Annotated in this window: 15 protein-coding genes and 1 pseudogene; 7 read left to right on the forward strand and 9 right to left on the reverse strand. The window is 73.2% G+C overall.

Annotated elements, in window-relative coordinates; all coding sequences use genetic code 11:
• The first annotated feature begins 45 nt into the window (after positions 1 to 45).
• The gene (locus ACFZBP_RS12880; RefSeq protein WP_383442717.1) at positions 46 to 1,074 is read left to right on the forward strand and encodes an SDR family oxidoreductase; all 1,029 of its coding nucleotides are present in this window, start codon (positions 46 to 48) and stop codon (positions 1,072 to 1,074) included.
• A 7-nt stretch (positions 1,075 to 1,081) separates the two neighbouring features.
• On the opposite strand, the gene ACFZBP_RS12885 is transcribed toward ACFZBP_RS12880, so the two are convergent.
• From ACFZBP_RS12885 to ACFZBP_RS12900, 4 genes are all read right to left on the reverse strand, one after another.
• Entirely contained in the window at positions 1,082 to 1,321 is a 240-nt protein-coding gene (locus tag ACFZBP_RS12885) for a hypothetical protein (protein WP_383442714.1), read from the reverse strand.
• Between the two features lie 62 nt (positions 1,322 to 1,383).
• A complete protein-coding gene (locus tag ACFZBP_RS12890) occupies positions 1,384 to 2,670 on the reverse strand; it encodes an ROK family protein (RefSeq protein WP_391412532.1) in 1,287 nt (428 codons plus the stop codon).
• Positions 2,671 to 2,738: 68 nt separating this feature from the next.
• Positions 2,739 to 3,701: a phosphotransferase gene (locus tag ACFZBP_RS12895; RefSeq protein ID WP_391412534.1), complete on the reverse strand. Its 963-nt coding sequence runs from the start codon at positions 3,699 to 3,701 to the stop codon at positions 2,739 to 2,741.
• A gap of 34 nt (positions 3,702 to 3,735) precedes the next feature.
• Positions 3,736 to 6,906, reverse strand: coding sequence for a cytochrome P450 (locus ACFZBP_RS12900; RefSeq protein WP_391412537.1), 3,171 nt, complete (start codon positions 6,904 to 6,906; stop codon positions 3,736 to 3,738).
• Positions 6,907 to 7,095: 189 nt separating this feature from the next.
• Between ACFZBP_RS12900 and ACFZBP_RS12905 the strand changes: the two genes are divergently transcribed.
• Together ACFZBP_RS12905 and ACFZBP_RS12910 are read left to right on the forward strand one after the other, a co-directional pair.
• On the forward strand, positions 7,096 to 7,689 hold the full coding sequence (locus ACFZBP_RS12905; RefSeq protein ID WP_391413025.1) for a PAS domain S-box protein: 594 nt from the start codon (positions 7,096 to 7,098) through the stop codon (positions 7,687 to 7,689).
• 99 nt (positions 7,690 to 7,788) lie between these two features.
• Positions 7,789 to 8,283, forward strand: a complete 495-nt coding sequence (locus ACFZBP_RS12910) for an FBP domain-containing protein (protein ID WP_391412540.1) — start codon at positions 7,789 to 7,791, stop codon at positions 8,281 to 8,283.
• 7 nt (positions 8,284 to 8,290) lie between these two features.
• On the opposite strand, the pseudogene ACFZBP_RS12915 reads toward ACFZBP_RS12910, so the two are convergent.
• A pseudogene (locus ACFZBP_RS12915) lies at positions 8,291 to 9,626 on the reverse strand (erythromycin esterase family protein).
• 269 nt (positions 9,627 to 9,895) lie between these two features.
• Here ACFZBP_RS12915 and ACFZBP_RS12920 point away from each other — a divergent pair.
• From ACFZBP_RS12920 to ACFZBP_RS12930, 3 genes are all read left to right on the forward strand, one after another.
• Complete coding sequence (locus tag ACFZBP_RS12920; protein WP_383442696.1) at positions 9,896 to 11,146, forward strand: aromatic acid exporter family protein; 1,251 nt, start codon at positions 9,896 to 9,898, stop codon at positions 11,144 to 11,146.
• A 45-nt stretch (positions 11,147 to 11,191) separates the two neighbouring features.
• Entirely contained in the window at positions 11,192 to 12,241 is a 1,050-nt protein-coding gene (locus ACFZBP_RS12925) for a hypothetical protein (RefSeq protein WP_391412544.1), read from the forward strand.
• Positions 12,242 to 12,409: 168 nt separating this feature from the next.
• Positions 12,410 to 13,630: a beta-propeller fold lactonase family protein gene (locus ACFZBP_RS12930; RefSeq protein ID WP_391412547.1), complete on the forward strand. Its 1,221-nt coding sequence runs from the start codon at positions 12,410 to 12,412 to the stop codon at positions 13,628 to 13,630.
• Here the strand turns inward: ACFZBP_RS12930 and ACFZBP_RS12935 are convergent.
• Together ACFZBP_RS12935 and ACFZBP_RS12940 are read right to left on the reverse strand one after the other, a co-directional pair.
• Positions 13,598 to 14,323, reverse strand: a complete 726-nt coding sequence (locus ACFZBP_RS12935; protein ID WP_391412550.1) for a DUF2470 domain-containing protein — start codon at positions 14,321 to 14,323, stop codon at positions 13,598 to 13,600. The two genes, ACFZBP_RS12930 and ACFZBP_RS12935, sit on opposite strands and share 33 nt — an antisense overlap.
• Before the next feature lie 102 nt (positions 14,324 to 14,425).
• Positions 14,426 to 15,034 carry a TetR family transcriptional regulator gene (locus tag ACFZBP_RS12940; RefSeq protein ID WP_391412553.1) on the reverse strand — a complete coding sequence of 203 codons (609 nt, stop codon included), beginning with the start codon at positions 15,032 to 15,034 and terminating at the stop codon, positions 14,426 to 14,428.
• A gap of 108 nt (positions 15,035 to 15,142) precedes the next feature.
• On the opposite strand from ACFZBP_RS12940, the gene ACFZBP_RS12945 reads away from it, so the two are divergent.
• Positions 15,143 to 16,666: a cytochrome P450 gene (locus ACFZBP_RS12945; RefSeq protein WP_391412556.1), complete on the forward strand. Its 1,524-nt coding sequence runs from the start codon at positions 15,143 to 15,145 to the stop codon at positions 16,664 to 16,666.
• On the opposite strand, the gene ACFZBP_RS12950 is transcribed toward ACFZBP_RS12945, so the two are convergent.
• Both ACFZBP_RS12950 and ACFZBP_RS12955 read right to left on the reverse strand, forming a co-directional pair.
• Positions 16,628 to 17,458: a pentapeptide repeat-containing protein gene (locus ACFZBP_RS12950; RefSeq protein WP_391412559.1), complete on the reverse strand. Its 831-nt coding sequence runs from the start codon at positions 17,456 to 17,458 to the stop codon at positions 16,628 to 16,630. The genes ACFZBP_RS12945 and ACFZBP_RS12950 overlap by 39 nt on opposite strands.
• A gap of 145 nt (positions 17,459 to 17,603) precedes the next feature.
• Positions 17,604 to 18,347 (reverse strand): PIG-L family deacetylase, encoded by a 744-nt coding sequence (locus tag ACFZBP_RS12955; protein WP_391412562.1) that lies wholly within the window; start codon positions 18,345 to 18,347, stop codon positions 17,604 to 17,606.
• Between the last annotated feature and the right edge of the window lie 152 nt (positions 18,348 to 18,499).

Consider the following 18,499-nt stretch of genomic DNA (forward strand, 5'->3'; position numbering starts at 1 on the left):
GGTACTCGGACGCTCCACGTCCCCACTCTTCGGGAGGAGCCGCAGGTGAGCAGCGAAGCGGCCCGCAGGATCGTGGTCACCGGTGCCACGGGCAATGTCGGTACGAGTGTGGTGCGGCTGCTCTCGGAGGATCCGGAGGTCGGCTCCGTGCTGGGGCTGGCCCGCCGGATCCCCGACTGGTCGCCGCCGAAGACGGACTGGGCGGCGGTCGACCTGGGCTCCGAGCAGGCCGACCTGGCGGGCGTCTTCGCGGGCGCCGACGCCGTCGTCCACCTGGCCTGGGCGTTCCAGCCGACGCACGACCCCGCGCGGACCTGGCGGACGAACGTGCTGGGCGGCATCCGGGTCTTCGAGGCGGTGGCCGCGGCCAAGGTGCCGACGCTGGTGCACGCGTCGTCGGTCGGCGCGTACTCGCCGGGGCCGAAGGACCACGCCGTGGACGAGTCCTGGCCGACACACGGCTGGCCCGACGCCGCCTATTGCCGGGAGAAGGCCTATCTGGAGCGGACGCTGGACACCTTCGACCGGGCCCATCCCCGGGTGCGGGTGGTGCGGATGCGGCCGGCGTTCCTGTTCAAGCGGGAGTCGGCGAGCGAGCAGCGCCGTATCTTCGGGGGCCGGTTCCTGCCGGGTCCGCTGGCCCGGCCCGAGCTGCTGCCGGTCCTGCCGGACATTCCGGGACTGCGGGTCCAGGCCCTGCACACGGACGACGCGGCGACGGCGTATCGGCTCGCCGTGAAGTCCGACGTCCGGGGCGCGTTCAACCTGGCGGCCGAGCCACCGGTCGACGCGGGGCTGCTGGGCGAGATGCTCGGTGCCCGTCCGGTCCGGCTGCCGCGGCCGGCGGCCCGGTCGGCGATCGCCGCCGCGTGGGGGCTCCACCTGCTGCCCGCCTCCCCGCACCTCTTCGACGCGGTGCTGCGGCTGCCGCTGATGGACTGCACACGGGCCCGTACGGAACTGGGCTGGCGGCCGGAGCGTACGGCGACCGAGGTGCTGGAGGAGTTCCTCCAGGGCCTCCAGCGCGGTGAGGGCGCGCCCACGGAACCGATGCGGGGGCGCAAGGTCGGCTGACCCCGGCTCAGCCGGGCGGCTCCTCGGGTGCCGGATGTTCCGGATGGACCGCGCCCGACGGGGACGCGCCCTGCCGGCTGGTGCCCGCCTCGTCCGTGTCGGGGACGTCGTCGTCCTCGCCCGCGTCGTCGGTGGGCTCGACCGGCACCTCCCAGGGGTCCTCCCCCTCGTTCGCCTGCTGGTCCGGCAGATCTCGCGGTACCGGCCCGTCGTTCTGCTCCGGCGCCTCGCGACGGTCGTCGGCCATGGTGCACCTCCTGCGCGTCGTCCAAGGGCACCGCGAGTACCGCTCCCGCGTGGGGCGAAACCTCAGTGCGGCACCTGCTCCGAGGGAGCGGTCAGCCAGGGCCCCGGCGCCTGTGACGCCGGTTCGGCGCGTCGGCCGCCCCGTGCGAAGAAGTCGGCGAGCGGCAGGATCGCGGCGCCCACGGTGACCGCGTCCGGACCGAGCCGGCCCAGGTCGACGGTGACCTTCTGGGCCGGGTGCCGCAGGGCGTACGAGGCCGCGTACCGGCGCACGGCGGGCAGGAAGCGGGCGCCGAGCTGGAGGCCCGCCCAGCCGCCGATCAGGATGCGCTCGGGCTGGAAGAGGTTGATCAGGTCGGACAGGCCGGCGCCCACGTACTCGGCCGTCTCCTCCAGCACGGCGAGCGCCACCGGGTCGGCCGGCCGGCCCTCGGGTGGATACGCGCCGGCCAGCATCGCCGCCAGCGCGGTCTCCTCGTCGGCGCCCTCCGGCACGCTCCCGCCCTTCTCGTGCCAGCGCGCGAGCAGCGACTCGGCGCCCGCGTAGGCCTCCAGGCAGCCGAGGGCACCGCAGCGGCAGCGGCGCCCCCGGACCCGTACCGTCAGATGCCCCCACTCCACGGCCCGCCCGTGCTCCACCTCGGGGGTGACCAGACAGGCGCCGACGCCGGAGCCGAAGAGCACGACGAGCGCGTTGCGGGCGCCGCGTCCGCCGCCGAACCACATCTCGGCCTGGCCTAGGGTCCGGGCGCCGTTGTCGATGAAGTACGGGACGCTGTCCGGGAGCGGGGAGCGGGCACGCAGGAGCTGTTCCAGCGGTACGGCGTCCCAGCCGATGGTCTGTCCGTGCACGACGGCGCCGGGGCCCGGAGTGTGTTCGACGATCCCGGGGACGCCGATGCCGACGCCGAGGAGCCGGTCGGGTCCGGTGCCGGCGTCCGAGAGCACCTCGGCGATGCCGTCGCGCACATGGCCGACGATGCCCTCGACCTCGTACCGCGCCGGTGTCAACGGCCGTTCCGCGCGGGCGAGTTCGGTGAGGGTGAGGTCGAAGAGCCCGATCCGTACCCGGGTCTCCCCCACGTCGACACCGATCATGTGGCCGCTGCTGGGGGCGACGCGCAGCAGGATGCGGGGGCGGCCGCCGTCGGAGTCGACGCTGCCGGCCTCCTCGACCAGTCCGTCGGCGATCAGCTCGGCGACGACGTTGCTGATGGAACCGGAGCTCAGTCCGGTCGCCGGACCGAGTTCGAACCGGCTGAGGGGGCCGTCGAAGTAGAGGCGCTGCAGTACGGCCGTACGGTTGCCCCGTCTGAGGTCCCGTACCGTGCGCCCGTTCCGCCCCGCCATGCGGCTCCCTCCCGACCAGCCCTGTTCCCCACCTGCCCGAACGCTCCCATTGTGGACCACGACCCGGGCTACGAGGTGAGGTCCTCGATCTCGGCCAGTGCGGCCACCAGCTCCGGGCCGACCGTGTCCTGGACCCAGCGGTGCTGTGCGGCGTCGGCCGCCCGGGGGACGGTCTCCGTGAGCATGATCAGGTAGAGGTAGGAGCGGTAGAGGGCCAGGCGGACGCGGGCCGGGGCGTCGAAGTGGGCCCGGCCCCCGGCCTCCCGGTATCCGGCGAGGAAGGCGTCGTCCTGCTTGATGTCGCCGAGCAGTGCCAGGGAGACGAAGTCGGCGAGCGGGTCGCCCCAGAACATGCGCTCGCCGTCGATGAGCCCGCCGATCCGGGCCTCCCCCGCCGCCCGGTCCACCAGGATGTTGCCCGGCCACAGGTCGAAGTGGACCAGGCACGGGCCGGTGACCTCGTCGAGCGCGTCGTAGCCGGCCCGGAGGGTGTCCGCGACGGCGTCGGCGGGGCGGGGCAGCACGGCCCGGTAGTGCCGGGCGTCGTCGAGGACCGCGTCGAGCATCCCGGTGAAGGCGGTGCGCCAGTCGGGGGCGAGCGGGCCGAGGGCGCCGGAGGGGTAGCCGAAGGCCGGTCCGGTCACCCGGTGCAGCCGGGCGACCTGGTGGCCCAACTCCGTGCGCAGGGTGGAGCTTTCGGTGTCGGTGAGCTCGTCGTTCCAGGGGTCGCCGGGGCAGGCGGTCATGAGCAGCAGGTCCCCGTCGGCCACCACACGTGGCGCGGCCACGTCCGCCTCGGCGGCGCGCCGGTAGAACTCGACCTCGGACACCAGCAGCCGGTTCTCGTGGCTCAGTCCCGGGACGGTGGGCGGGGGCGGCACCTTCAGCACGTACCGGCGGCCGTCGGTGAGGAGGAGTTCCTCGACCGTGTTGTAGGTGCCGCCGGTCAGCGGGCGGACGTGGGCGAGGTGGTCCGGCGGTATGCCCGCCGTGTCCAGAACCTGCCGGGCCCGTTCCCAGGAGTCCACCACCGTGCGCCCACCCCGCCCCTTCGGTCGCCGTCGATCAGCCGGCCGCGTACACGTCCTCGACGTACCGGCCGTCCGCGATCAGTGTGTCGAGCCACCGCCCGGCCGCCGTGTCGTCGGCGCCGGGCGTGCGCTCCCGGTACAGCGTACGGAACGCCTCGCGCACCCCCGGCGCCATCCGCGAACCGTCCCCGCACACGTACACCCGGGCGCCCGCCCCGAGCAGTTCCCAGACCTCGTCGGCCTCGGCGACGATGCGGTGCTGGACAAAGGTCACTCCGTCCTGCGGGGCGGCGCTGAAGGCGGGGCGCAGCGAGACGGCGCCGGCGGCCTCGGCGGCGCGCAGTTCGTCGGCGTGCAGGAAGTCGGCGTCGGGGGCGTCGCAGCCGAAGTAGCACAGGGCGGGGGCGAGTTCGGCGCCGGTCGCGAGGGCGGCCGTACGGTCGGCGATCGCGCCCCGGAAGGGGGCGAGCCCGGTGCCCGCGGCGACCATGACGACGGGCGTGCCGGCGTCGATCCGGAAGGCCTCCCGACAGGGCTGGACCCTGGCGTACACGGTGTCGCCGGGCTCGATGCCGGTGAGGTGGCCGGATCCGGTGCCCCGGTAGCGGCCCTTGCCCGAGCGGGCGGGGGCCTCCAGCAGGGAGACCATCAGGTCCGCGTGGCCGGGGTCGACGGCCGGCGAGGAGGAGATGGAGTAGTGGCGGGGGCGCAGCGGGGTGAGGATCTCCAGCAGTCGCGGCCAGTCCAGGGCGCCGCGCAGAGCCGGGAAGTCCTCGATCACCTCGACCAGGGTGCGGGGGTCGTCGGTCAGGTTCGCGAGGGCCGTGCGCTCCGGCGGGCACGGGTTGGCGGCGGCGAGGGCGGCGAGCTGGGCGACGCTGGGGCACTCCTGCAATTCGACGTGGAGGGTGAGGAGTTGGCGTACGGTCACCGGCCGGTCGACGGCGAGGCCGTCCCGGCGGGGGCGGGTGGCGCGGATGTCCAGGAGTGTGTCGAGGTCGACGCCGAGCGCGGCGGCGGCCCGCTCGACCAGGGCGGGGGCGTTGGCGGGCAGGACGGTGAGGTGGTCGGCGGTGCGGTAGGTGACGCCGTCCGGCAGGGCGACGCGGACGAAGCGCTTGCGGCGGGCGTAGCCCGAGGCGGTGAGGTCGCGGGCCTCGGTGACCGTCATCGGGACGAGTCCGTGCCGTTCCGCGAGGGCGTCCAGCGGGCCTCCGGTCAGCGTGCGGACCTCGTACGCCGTGGTCGGCTCGGCGGGGGCGGTGGCGTCCGGGTCGCCGTACCGCTCCAGCAGGGCCGTGCGGAGCCGGGCCGTGAAGTCCCGTACCGCGCCGGAGAGATCACCGGAGGCGTCGGCGGCCGTGCGGTCGACGAGGCGGGTGGCGCCGAGGTCGGCGAGGCGTGCGTCGAAGCGGGTGGGGACGTGCTGGTAGGTGGCGGCCCAGTTGCGGTCGCCGACGCCGAGGACGGCGTAGGTGACGTCCGTGGCGTCGGGGGCCTCGTCCAGCCAGGCGGCGAAGGCGGTGGCGTCGTCGGTGGGGCGGCCGTTGTAGGAGGCCGCGGTGATCACCACCGGGCGGTCCGTGGGCAGGCCGCCGGCGTAGTCGTCGAGGGAGGCCACCTGCGTCGCGCAGCCGATCGCGGCGGCCTCGTCGGCGAGTCGGGCGGCGAAGTCGCGGCAGGTGCCGTAGTTGCTGCCGTGCAGGAACAGGACGCTGGTGGCGGCGCGGACGCGGGCGGGAAGCCCGGCCGTGTCGGACTCGGCCCGCGCGGTGGCGGGGGCGGCGCCCGGCAGCGGGGTGTGTGCGCGGTCGGCGGTGGTGCGCGGGGTCAGGGTGAGGGTGAAGCCCTCGGGCTTGAGGGTGAGGGTCTCCTTGACCGTGAGGTGGTAGTCGGCGTGGTCGCGCAGCCGGTAGCGGTGGACGAGCATCGCGAGCAGCATGGTCGCCTCGTGCAGCGCGAACTGCCGCCCGATGCAGGCCCGTTCACCGGTTCCGAAGGGCTTGAAGGCGTGCACGGACCGGGTTTCCTCCGCCTCCGGCGTGAAGCGCGAGGGGTCGAACAGCTCGGGGTTGTCGCCCCAGACCGGCTGCCGGTGCAGCATCGGCGTGAGCACCAGGGCGCCCTGTCCAGCGCGCAGCGGGATGTGGCCGCCGAGCAGGGTGTCCTCGCGGGCCTGCCGGGAGAACACGGCTGCCGTGGGCCACAGCCTGAGCGCCTCGTTGAGGACCTGGCGGGTGTACGCCAGCTTCCCGACCTCGTCGTACGTCGGCTCGGGGTCGGCCTGGTCGCCCCACAGCTCGTCGACCTCGCGCCGCACGAGCTGGAGCGCGGTCGGGTGCTTGGCCAGGTAGTACAGGGCGAAGGACATCGCGCCGGAGGTGGTCTCGTGGCCGGCGATCAGGAAGGTGATGACCTGGTTGCGGATGTTGGCGGTGTCGAGGGTGGTGCCGTCGGCGGGATGCCCGGCGGTGAGCATCAGGCCGAGGAGGTCCTCGGCGGCGCTCTGGTCGGTGCCGGTGCGGGCGGCGATGACGTCGTCGACCACCTGGGCGAGGTAGGCGGCGTCGGTGCGGAAGGCGGCGTCGGCTGCCGAGTAGTCCCGGCCGGGCACCCGGGCGAGCCGGGTCATGCTCCACTCCAGGCAGCGGACCATCGACTCGACGAAGGGGTGCGGCTCGGGCCGCTCGAAGGAGCCGAAGTCGTAGCCGAACCCGGCGAGCCCGATGGTGTCCAGGGTCATCCGGGTCATGTCGTCGGGGACGTTCACCGGCCGTCCGGCGCGGGCGTCGCGGTCCCAGGACTCGATGAGCCGACGGGCCACCTTCAGCATCACCGGGTGGTAGGTGCGCATCGAGCCGAGCGCGAAGGCGGGCATCAGGATGTCGTGCGCCTTGGCCCAGTTGGGCTCGTCGTTGTACGCGGTGAACAGTCCGTCGGCGGCGAACTCGCGGACGTTCTCCAGGCCGGGCCCGATGTGCTTGGCGAACCGCTGCTCGTCGGCGAGCTCGGCCACCAGGTCCAGATCGCCCACGAACAGCGTGTCCCGCCCGTACAGCCGCCGCACGAACACCGGCCCGTGCTCCCGCATCAGCGCCATGGCCTGCTGGATCGGGGTGCCGCCGGGGCCGACGGAGGTGATGTCGACGACGGGGACGCCGGGAAGGGTGTCCGTGGTCTGCGGGTGTGACGCGGTGGGGGGCATGGCGCGACAACTGCCTTTCGCGGTACGGGGTTCCTGCGATCAAGCGTGATCGACGGCCGCCGGCCGTCCGCGCCCCTGCACTACATGATTGTGTAGTGCCCGGACATACGTCGCTCTTGCCCCGAGAAGGAGGAGGTGCTCGTGGACTGGCTGCACCCGGAGGCCGTGGTGTGGCGCAACCGCGCTCTGATGGTCTTCGACCGCGTCTCGGTGCCGATCGCGGTCTGTGATGTGTACGGCGCCGTGCTGCTGACCAATCCGGCGATGGCGGCGGAGTGCGGTACGACGCCGGGGCGACTGCGCGGCCTGGACGTGCTGGAGCTGTTCCGGCCGCAGGAGGCGACCCAGGTGGAGCGGATCGCCGAGGCGTTGCGGTTGCGGCACCGCTCGCGGTACCAGGTGTCGGTGCGCTGGCAGGCGCCCGGCGGTGCGGAGCGGTACGGCGAACTCACGGCGGACCCGGTGAGCGACACGGTGGAGGAGACTCCGACGCTGCTGGTGATGCTGCGCGTCCTCGGCGAACGCAAGGCACCCGAGGCACCCGAGGACAGGCCCGCGAAGGTGGCGCCGATCGAGGCCCGCGTGCTGGCCCTCCTCGCCGGGGGCGCCACGACGGCGCGGGCCGCGCGGGAGACAGGGCTGACGGTGGACGGCGTGAACTACCACCTGCGGCGCCTGTCGGCTCGGTGGGGCGCGGCGAACCGTACGGAGTTGGTGGCCCGGGCCTATGCGAAGGGCGTGCTCGCACCCGGGGCGTGGCCGCCGGAGCCGGCGGCGCCGTAATTCACTGGCGCACGTTCCTCGCTCCTGCCATCCTTCCTGACCCAGCCATGAACCTAGATGCTCTAGGTTTGCCGGATCGACACATTCAGGAGCCCACCCATGAGGCCGCTCACCGACAAGGACATCCGCGACTCCTTCATCAACTGCTCCAAGGGCGAGGCCAAGCGGCTCTCCCTCCCCCGTGACCTCGGCGAACGCCCGTGGGACGACCTCGACTTCCTGGGCTGGCGGGATCCGGGAGCGCCCGATCGCAGCTATCTGGTGACGGAGCGGGAGGGGCGCGCGGTGGGCGTCACCCTGCGCTTCCCGTCCTCGCAGCGCGGCTTCCTGCACCGCAGTATGTGCTCCCTGTGTCTGACGACCCATCGGGGCGGCGGCGTCTCCCTGATGACCGCGCGCAAGGCGGGCCCCGCCGGGCGTGAGGGCAATTCGGTCGGCCTGTACATGTGCACCGACCTCGCGTGCTCCCTCTACCTGCGCGGCAGGAAGGTCCCGGACTCCGGGGCCCGCTTCGAGGAGAGTCTGACGCTGGAGGAGCAGATCGCCCGCGCGACGGGCAATCTGTCCGCCTTCCTCGACAGGCTGTACGTCTGACGGGCGCCTACCGGTCCCGCAGCCGCGCCGCCCGCACCTGGTGCAGATGGATCAGTACGTCGTAGCTGCGGGCGAGCGCGATGTCGTGCGGTCCGTCCGGGTAGGCGGTGCCGATACTGCGCGTCGGCCGGGCGCGGCGGAGCCACTCGCGGGCCGGTGCGCCGATGGACCGCAGGTCGAGTACGTAGTCGCGGTGGCGGACCCGGTCCAGGGTCCGCTCGTTGCCGTCCGGGCCCGCGGGGCCCAGCGTCCAGCGGCGGACGACGTCGTCGTCCGGTCCTGTGGCGTTGAACGAGCCCCGGCCGAAGGTCAGGCCGACGGCGACATAGTCCGCGCCGAGGCTGTCGCGCAGGAACGCGCCCTGGACCTCGGGGTTCTCGGCGGGTTCCGCCGGGACGTAGCCGACGTGGTTGTTGTGCGCCGACAGCAGCACCCTGGTGCCGGTGTGCCGCTGCCACCACACCACGTTGGCCGCCATGGTCTCGTCGCGGTATCGCATGGCCGCGGCGATCCCGGCGGGGTCCTCCAGGTCGAAGGCGTACTGCCGGGCGGTCTGGTCGATCACCGTCGCCTGCCGGATGGCCCAGGCGTGCGCCGCGCGGTCGCCGCCGGGCGCCGTCCGCCGGAGCAGCCGCAGCGCCTCGCCCGTGCGCGCCGCGCGCTCCCTGCGTTCGGCGTACGGCAGCTTCAGGTACTCCTCGATGTACGTGCCGGTCGGCACGGTGGCCCTCCAGACCGCGGTAGAGCTCGGTGAGCCGGGCGCTCAGCCCGGGGTGGGCGTCTGCCACGTGGTCCTCGACCGCGTCGTACAGCTCGGGGCCGCTCCAGGCGATGTCGTCGCCCAGGAGGCGGACGGGGTCGTCGGGGTGGCGGACGTTGTACGCGCGCATCCACTCGACGAGCCGCAGATAGTCCGTGTTGTTCCACCACAGGAAGTCCCGTTGGAACTCCTCGCGCATGATGCGCCGGGGGTCGCCCGCACCGTGGAGCACATAGGCGTCCAGCCGCAGACCGGTGCTCCAGGGGGCCTCCAGGGCGAAGGTGCGGAAGCCCTTCTCCGCGACGAGATGCCGGAAGACGCGGGCCTTGAGCGCGAAGAACTCGTGCGAACTGTGCGTGGCCTCCCCCAGGCCGACGACCCGCGCGTCGCCGATCATCCGGTCCACGGGGCGCAGGTCGGCGGTGTCGCCGCCCGGTTCGACGGTTCGCAGCGGGTGGGCGGCGCGGTCGAGTGCCTCGACGACCGTGGGTGCGGGCGGTGCCGCCGTGGCCGGGATGCCGGTCGTCAGGGCGGCGAGGATGATGAACAGGGTCAGCACTGATCCGGTGAGATGCCGATTCATGATCCAAGGCTTGCGTCCCGGGCGGGCGGGGACCATCCGGTGGTCCTCCGCATCCGGGTGCGGACAACCACGGGGTGGCCGCGGGGGTTTTCCTCAGCCCCGGCCCTGGTCGGGCGCCCGGCCCGGCGTCGCGCGGGTGTCGACGATCACCAGCCCGGCCCCTTGCCGTACCACGGCCGCTGCGATCACTCTGGGGGTCCTTGCGGACCGTCACGTTCCGCAAGCGGGGTGTGGGAAGCATCTGTGGATGGAAGGGGAACAGGCCGAGGATGCGAGAGGCACGTGAGGGGACGCCGCTCCGGGAGCGGCTGGCGAAGCTGCGCCGGGATCCCGTGGTGGTCCAGACGCTGCGTTCGGCGGCGGCGGCGACGATCGCCTACGTCATCGCGCTGCGCCTGAGCCCCGAGGCCGCGCCGCTGACCGCGCCCCTGACCGCGCTGCTGGTCGTCCAGGTCACCTTCTACGCCACGCTCACCAACGGCATCCGCCGCGTGAACTCCGTGGTGGCCGGCGTCCTGGTGGCCATCGCCTTCAGCCTCCTGGTCGGTCTGACCTGGTGGAGCCTCGCCCTGCTGATCGTGGCCTCGCTGGCGGTCGGTCATCTGGTGCGGGTGAACGAGTACGTGCCCGAAGTGGCGATCAGCGCCATGCTGGTCCTCGGGGTCACGACCGTCGGGGACACCGCCTGGGCGCGGGTCGTGGAGACGCTGATCGGCGCGGTGGTCGGGCTCGGCTTCAATCTGCTGCTCGCGCCGCCGGTGTGGGTGGAGGAGGCCGGTGAGTCGCTGGAGGGACTGGCCCGCCGGGTGCGGCAGTTGATGCTGCGCATCGGCGAGGAGGCCGCCGGTCGCACCGCGTTCGAGCAGGCCGCGGCCCGGCTGCACGAGGCGCGCCGGCTGGACCACGACATCGTCGAGGTGGACGCGGCGCTCCGCCAGGCCGAGGACAGCCTCCGGCTCAACCCGCGCGTGCGCGACAGCCTGCTGCACCGGGTGGTGCTGCGCACCGGGCTGGACACGCTGGAGATCTGCACGGTCGTCCTGCGGGTGCTCGCGCGCACCCTGACCGACCTCGCGAAGGAACGTGAACCCGAGCCGCTGTTCGCGAAGGAGACGGGCGCGGTCCTGGAGCAGTTGCTGTCCGAGATCGCCGACGCGGTGGTCAGCTTCTCGGTGCTGGTCACCACGCACGTCAGCAGCAACGCCGACGCGGCCGAGTCCCGGCTCGCCGCCGAGTTGCGCACGGCGGGGGGCACCCGCGACAAGCTCGCCCTGCTGCTGCGCGAGGAGGCCGAGCGCGAGGAGGGGCACTGGCAGCTGCTCGGCGCCGTGCTCACGGAGGTCAACCGCATCCTCGACGAGATGGACACCGAGCACCGTTCGCGCCGGCTCCTGGAGGAACTGGACCGCGTCTCGCAGGAACAGCGGGCCCGGATGCCGCGCCTGACCCGGCTGCGCGAGCGCATGGGTGTTCAGGAGCAGCTGTGGAACCGTACGGGGATCGGTGGACGTTCTTCGTGAGGGAGCGCCGGGACGGGGCCGGCGCCGGGAGCGAGGAGCGGGCCGATGGCTGAGTCCACCGTGCGGATCGACGGAAACACACTGCGGCTGCCGGGCGGTGTGGCGGTGCGGTTCATCCGCACGCTGCGGCTGCCGGAGAAGGGCACGCATCCGCTGCCGCCGGGGCTCGGCGAGTTCCCGGTCCGGAGGGTGGCGGACTACGCGGACACGGTTCCCGAGGCGTGGCGGGCGCGCGGCGGTGTGATGCTGCCGGTCTACCTGCGCGAGGCGATGTGGCTGAGCTTCGGGGGCACGACCGAGCCGGCCGCCCTGCAGGTCGGCGTGGGCAAGGTGTGCGCGGTGTCGGGGAAGCCGTGGAGCGACCGGCTCGCCCGCAAGCCGCAGAACTACGTCGTGTTGCCCCGCCAGCCTTGGCTGGACGGCATCAACTCCGGGAAGGGCACGGTTCGCCAGTTCGTCGCGGTGCCGCTCGGGCTGGGCGCGACCGTGGAGGGCCAGGTCACCGGCGAGGAGGTCTGGGGCGGCGTACAGCTGCAGTCCTTCGCGCTGCGCGAGCCGCTGCTGGAGCGGTGGCGCGAGGAGGAGCGGCGCCGGGCGGAGCAGGCGCGGGCGATGCCGCAGTTCGGCGGCTACGGCGCCGCGATGCCCATGGCCGCGCCGCCCGCGCCGGGCGCGGTCCCGGCCCCCGCCGCCGCTCCGGCGCGCCGGGCGGCCGCGGCGATGGGCCTGGGCGTGGGCGGTTCGATGCGCCAGGAGGTCTACGAGGACGACCGGCCGCTGTCGGACTGGGCCGACGCCCCCGCCGGACGGGTCTTCGTCCATCTGGTGACGCCCCCGGAGTGGCGCCGTATCACCGGTGAGGCTCCCCCGCCGTCGCCGGTGGACCGGGCCGCGTACACCCGGGCGGGGCTGCCCTGGTTCGACTACTACGACCAGGACGCGGAGGATCTCGCCCCGACGGACACGCTGGAGGCGGTGAAGCCGGTCGGTGACTGGCTCGGCGATGATCACGAGCCGTGGCAGGCACCGACGCCGGGCCAGGTGAAGCCGCTGAAGGACCCGCCGGGCAAGCCGGTTCAGGACGGGGACTGGTAGGCGGCACGAGAGGCTCGGTTCGCCGTACGGAGCGCCGCTTGGCGCTCCCCTTGGAGTCCCCGTCATATTGCACTGTGCGCAACGTGCGTTGCTCTTCTTGCGTTCGGCGGGTGATCCACGCCAAGGTTGCTGTCGCGACCACGACGACCGACGACCTGAGGTGTGGACATGGGCAGTGGTGGGCTGAGCAGGCGCCGTTTCGTCGGCACCCTGGCGGGATCGGCCGCGGGTGTGACCCTCCCCGCGGCCACGGGGTGCGACGACGCGCCCGCGCCGCAGGACACCGCCGACACGGCGGCCCCCGAGGCGACGACGCCCGGGACCCGTCCGAGCGCGCAGTCCGAGAGCCGTGCCCCGTCCGGCCCGCGCCGGCTCTACCTCGGCACGTACACCTCGGCCGAGGGCGGCGGCAAGGGCATCGGGCTCGCCACGTACGAACCGGACACGGGGCGCGTCACCGGCACCGGCACGATCACGGACGTCCCCGACCCGTCGTATCTGGCCCTGCACCCGGACGGCCGGACGCTGTACGCGGTCGACGAGCGGGAGGACGGCGCCGTGACCGCCGTGCGGCTCGCCGACCGCGAGATTCTGGGGAGCCGGAGCACCGGCGGGGCGGCGCCCTGCCATCTGTCGGTGCATCCGGGCGGACGCTGGCTGCTGAGCGCCAACTACGGCACGGGCAGCGTGGCGGTGCACCCGATCGACGCCTCGGGCGCGCTCGGCGAGCGCACCGACCTGGTCACGCACTCCAGTCCGGCGCCCGGCCCCGGCCAGGACGGCCCGCACGCCCACCAGATCATCACCAGCCCCGACGGCGGCCATGTCATCGCCGTCGACCTGGGCACGGACACGGTGTACACCTACCGCCTCGACCAGAAGGCCGGCACGCTCACCGAGGTCGCGCGGGCGCGGACGAAGCCGGGCGCGGGCCCGCGTCATCTCACCTTCCACCCGGGCGGCCGGTACGCGTACCTGGCCAACGAGGTCGACAACACCGTCGCGGTCTGCGGGTACGACCCCGACACGGGCCGGGTGACCATCGGCGAGGAGCAGGAGACGGGCACGGGTCCCGGCACCAGCTACCCGGCGCAGATCGTGGTGACGCCGAACGGCAGGTTCGCCTATCTCGCCAACCGGGGCCACAACAGCCTCGCGCGCTACGCGGTGGAGGCGAAGGGCGGCCGGCTCAGGCTGCTCGACACGGTGCCGGTTTCCGGGGACTTCCCCCGGCAGATCACCCTCTCGCCGGACGGCGCGCTGCTGTTCGCCGCGAACCAGCGGTCGAGCACCGTGAGCGTCTTCCTCGTCGACGACAAGAGCGGTGAACTGCGGCTAGCGGGCGAGCCGTTCGCGTCACCCGTCGCCGTCTGTGCGCTGCCGCTGTAGGGCCCGCGGGCACGAGGCGGCGCTGGCCTGGGCGAGCAGGACGTGCATGCGTTCGGTGAGCTGCGCGACGTCGTCGGCGGGCCGGTGGAACGGCAGTCGCACGTCGCCGTCGGAGCGGGCGCGCTCGATGCGCAGGGTCAGTCCGTGCCGGTCGACGGCGAGGGGCTGGACGCGGACGGCGCCGTGCAGGCTGTCGGAGTCGACGAGGCGGGTGAGGCGCTCGACGGCGTCCGGGTGGCAGTCGGCGAGGTGGGTGAGCAGCCGGGCCTCGGCGGTGGCCAGCGGGTCGGGCGCGGCGGCGGCGAACTCGTCGAGGCCGACGACCACGGCTCCGGACGGCTGCCGCAGCACCACGCGGGTCGCCCGGAAGGCGAGTTTGCCGTCCTCGGGGGTGAACCAGCCGGACATCCAGAGCCGGGTGCGGATCCGCCTGCGCACGGGCACGGGGGCGACGTCGGCGAACTCCAGGACGGCGGACGGCTCTCCGCGGGGCGCGCAGATCGCCGCCGTGACGAGCGCGCTGCCCTCCGGCACCTCCAGCAGGACGGCGCCGCCCTCGGTCACCGTGTGCGCGCCGACGAGTTCCTCCCGGCAGCTCTCCGCGGTCACCCCGCAGGACCACGCACCGGCGAGCACCGACCGGGCGCGTTCCGCCGCGGAAGGTGCTGCCGCCCAGGCCTGGCTGTCACCCATCCCATTCCTCCTTAGGTAAGCCTTGCCTAACCTATCGAAGATCGAGCCGCACGCCAACCAGCCACGCCCTTCCCGTACGAGGTCTTTCCCGGCGCCCGGCGCTCAGGGCGTGATGACACCCAGCAGGGCGCGGGCGCACAGATCGCGCACCTGCTCCCGGGAGAGGTCCGAGCCGCGCAGCCACTCCAGGCAGACGGCGGTGGTGAACGCCAGCCAGCCCCGTACCGCGAGCCGGACGTCGGACCGCCCCTCGAAGACCGGGCCGAACTCGGGGTCCGCCGCCATCGCCGCGAGGATCTGCTTCTCCTGTCGCGCCAGGGCCTGTTGGTAGACCTTGCGCACGGCCTGGTCGCCGGCCGCGTCGGCGCGATGGAAGGCGCGGTAGCCGTGGGCGTGGGCCTCGACGTACTCCAGGTAGGTGTCGAGCCCCGCCGCGAGCTGCTCGCGGACCGGGACGCCGGGCACGGCGGCCGTCATCCGCAGCATGCGCTCGCTCTCGCGCTCGACGACGGCCGCGAAGAAGTCGCGCTTCGTCGGGAAGTAGTGGTAGAGCAGCCCGCGTGAGACGCCGGCGATCTCGGCGACCTGCTCGATCCACACCTCGTCGTACGGGCGCTCCGAGAACAGCCGCGCCCCGACGGCGAGGAGCTGCTCACGGCGCTCCTCGGTGCTGAGCCGGCGACGTGTGCGCTCACCCTGGTCCGCGGCCATGCCCGCACTTTACTTGACGTGGATTCAACAGCGGGACCAGACTGAAACGCGTTATTGAACCCACGTACAACGAGCTCAACGTGTCGCTGGATCAAGGGAGATCGCGTCATGGCGGAGGCAACGACCGGATCCGGACTCCCGAAGGGATTCCGCGGCGCCGAGCAGGGCTGGCCCGAACTGTCCCGCATCCCGCATCCCCCGCACCGGGTCCCGCTGCTCGGCGATGTGCTCGGCGCCGGCAGACGTACGCCGCTCCAGGACTCCCTGCGGTACGCCCGGCAGTTGGGGCCGATCTTCCGGCGCAAGGCCTTCAACCGGGAGTTCGTGTTCGTGTGGGGCGCCGAGCTCGCCGCCGACATGGCGGACGAGGCACGGTTCGCCAAGCACGTGGGGCTCGGCATAGCCAATCTGCGGCCGGTGGTCGGGGACGGGCTGTTCACGGCGTACAACCACGAGCCCAACTGGCAGTTGGCGCACGACGTCCTGGCGCCGGGGTTCAGCCGGGAGGCCATGGCGGGCTACCACCCGATGATGCTGGCCGTGGCCGACCGGCTCATGGACCACTGGGACCGCGCGGTCGTGTCGGGCCGGGACGTGGACGTACCCGGCGACATGACCAAACTGACCCTGGAGACCATCGCGCGCACCGGGTTCGGCCATGACTTCGGCTCCTTCGAACGATCGCGTCCGCACCCCTTCGTGACGGCGATGATCGGCACGCTCACCTACGCCCAGCGCCTCAACACCGTGCCGACGCCGCTCCTGCTCCGGCGCGCCGCGCGGCGCAACCAGGACGACATCGCCCATCTCAACCGGACGGTCGACGACCTGGTCCGCGCCCGTACGGCGAGCGGCGGCGGGGGCGGTGACCTGCTGGACCGGATGCTGGAGACGGCCCACCCCGAGACCGGGGAGCGCCTGTCCCCCGAGAACGTCCGCCGGCAGGTGATCACCTTCCTGGTGGCCGGCCACGAGACCACCTCGGGCGCGCTCTCCTTCGCCCTGCACTACCTCTCCCGGCACCCCGAGGTCGCCGAGCGCGCCCGCGCCGAGGTCGACCGTGTCTGGGGCGCCACGGCGACGCCCGGCTACGACCAGGTGGCGCGGCTGCGATATGTGCGCCGGATCCTCGACGAGTCGCTGCGGCTGTGGCCGACCGCGCCGGCCTTCGCCCGGGAAGCCCGCGAGGACACCGAACTCGGCGGCGTCCATCCGATGCGGCGCGGCGCCTGGGCGCTCGTGCTCACGGCGATGCTGCACCGTGATCCCGGGGTGTGGGGCGCGGACGCCGAGCGGTTCGATCCGGACCGATTCGAACCGCAGGCCGTACGGACGCGTCCGCCGCACACCTTCAAGCCGTTCGGGACGGGGGCGCGGGCCTGCATCGGGCGCCAGTTCGCGCTGCACGAGGCCACGCTGGTGCTGGGTCTGCTGCTGCGCCGGTACGAGTTCGGGAGCGACCCGGGCTATCGGCTGCGGGTGACGGAGCGGCTGACGCTGATGCCGGAGGGACTGCGGCTGCGTCTGGAGCGGCGGGCGCCCGGCGCGGCCCCTGCGGCGCCTGTCCCGACCGGCACGGCCGACGGCGCGGCGTCAGACGTCCGCTGTCCAGTGCACCGGTCGGCCGACTGAGCGGGGCAGCCGGGTGCCCGCGCTGCCGCGGGCCGCGTTCAGCTGGGGCTGGGTCAGGAAGAAGGCGCCCGTCAGGTCGGCGTCCGTGAGGTCGGTGTCGCGCAGGTCGGCGCCGATGAGGTCCGCCCCGCGCAGGTCGGCGCCGGTGAGGTCGGCGGCGATGAGGTAGGCACCGCGCAGGTTCGCGCCGCGCAGGTCGGCACGCCTCAGCCGGGCACCCATCAGGTCGGCGCCCCGGCGGTTCCTCTTGCGGCCGCCGAATCCGGCCCGGGCCAGTTCGCTGGCCTTGAGCAGGAGGACGTTGACGTCCTGGCGGTGCGCGGCGACGTCCAGCGCCGCGAGCTCCTCCGGGGTCTGCCGCGTGAGTTCCTCGGTCCGGTCCAGGATCCGGCGCAGGTCGGCGTGGAGGGGGCGGGCGGCGGGCAGGGTGAGGGCCTCGGTGAGGTACCAGAGCAGTTCGTGCAGCTGGCGGACGACCGGGAAGACGTCGAACATCCGCCGGGCGTGCTCCCGGGAGCCCGTGCGCCAGTCCTGGCCGCCGAAGGTGACCTGCGCGACCTTCTGGCCGGCGCCGAAGCAGTCGTAGACGGTGCAGCCGGTGAAACCGGTCTGCCGGAGCCGGTCGTGGATGCCGCACCGGTGGTCGTCGCGCAGGTTGTGGCAGGGCTTCCCGGCCGCCTTGTCGACCGCGAAGTCGGCGGAGGCGGCGAAGGGCAGGGCCACACAGCACAGTCCGAAGCAGCTGGCGCAGTCGCCGCGCAGGTCGGCCCGGTCGAACATCTGATCTTGCATACCGTTCAGCATACGGAACAGATGAGACACCGAAGGCGGTCCTGCGCGGCGACCGCCCCTCCCTCTGCCTGACTCACCCGGCGTGCTCCGGCAGATCAAGGGTGGCGAGGCGCTCGGGGTCGGCCAGGACGCACGTCACCGTCGCTCACCGGCTGAACAGTTCGAACGCCACGGCCGGCTTCCCGCCGAACCGCTCCCCCGTCGCCGCGGCGTTCCCGGTGAGGAAGTTTCGGGCGTACGTCTCCGGATCCTCGTCGGTCAACACCTCGATGTAGGTGCGGTGTTCGAGCAGCGAGCGCACCCCGCGCTCCAGACCCGCCGTCGCCTCCACCGCGTGCGTGGGCGTGCTGGAGCCGGCCACCGCGACCCAGCGGACGCCGTTCCACGGTTCCAGGCCCTGGTCGGCCAGCTCCGGGAAGATCCAGCGGTTGCCCGCGTCGCCGGCCGCGTCCAGCGTGGCTCGGCCGACGGCCACATGGTCCGGGGTGTTCCAAGCGACGCCGCCCCAGGTGTCCCGGTGGTTGAGCGTGATCACCAGCTCGGGCCGGTGCCGGCGGATCGCGGCGGCGATGTCGCGGCGCAGCGCGAGGCCGTACTCGATCACGCCGTCCTTGTGATCGAGGAACTCCACCGCCGACACCCCGACCACGGCGGCGCTGGCCCGCTGCTCGCGTTCCCGCAGCGGGCCGCACTGCGCGGGTTCCAGCGTGTCTATCCCGGCCTCTCCGCGGGTCGCCAGGACATAGGTGACCTCGCGGCCCGCGTCGGTCCAGGCGGCGATCGCCGCCGAGCAGCCGTACTCGAGGTCGTCCGGGTGCGCGACGACGGCGAGGGCGCGCCGCCAGTCCTCGGGCATGGGCTGGAGTTGAGTGATCGTCGGCTCCGTCATGGACGTCAGCCTAGGCCGCGCCTCCTGTCAAGACACGAATGTTCGAGACATGACGTGCGGACCTTCGATCATGCCTAGTGGATCCCGGCACCGCACGACAACACGGACGGAGATCAGCGACAATGAACTCAGGGCACCGTTTCGACGGAATC

The sequence above is a fragment of the Streptomyces sp. NPDC008086 genome (genome assembly GCF_042957325.1).
Classification (GTDB): domain Bacteria; phylum Actinomycetota; class Actinomycetes; order Streptomycetales; family Streptomycetaceae; genus Streptomyces.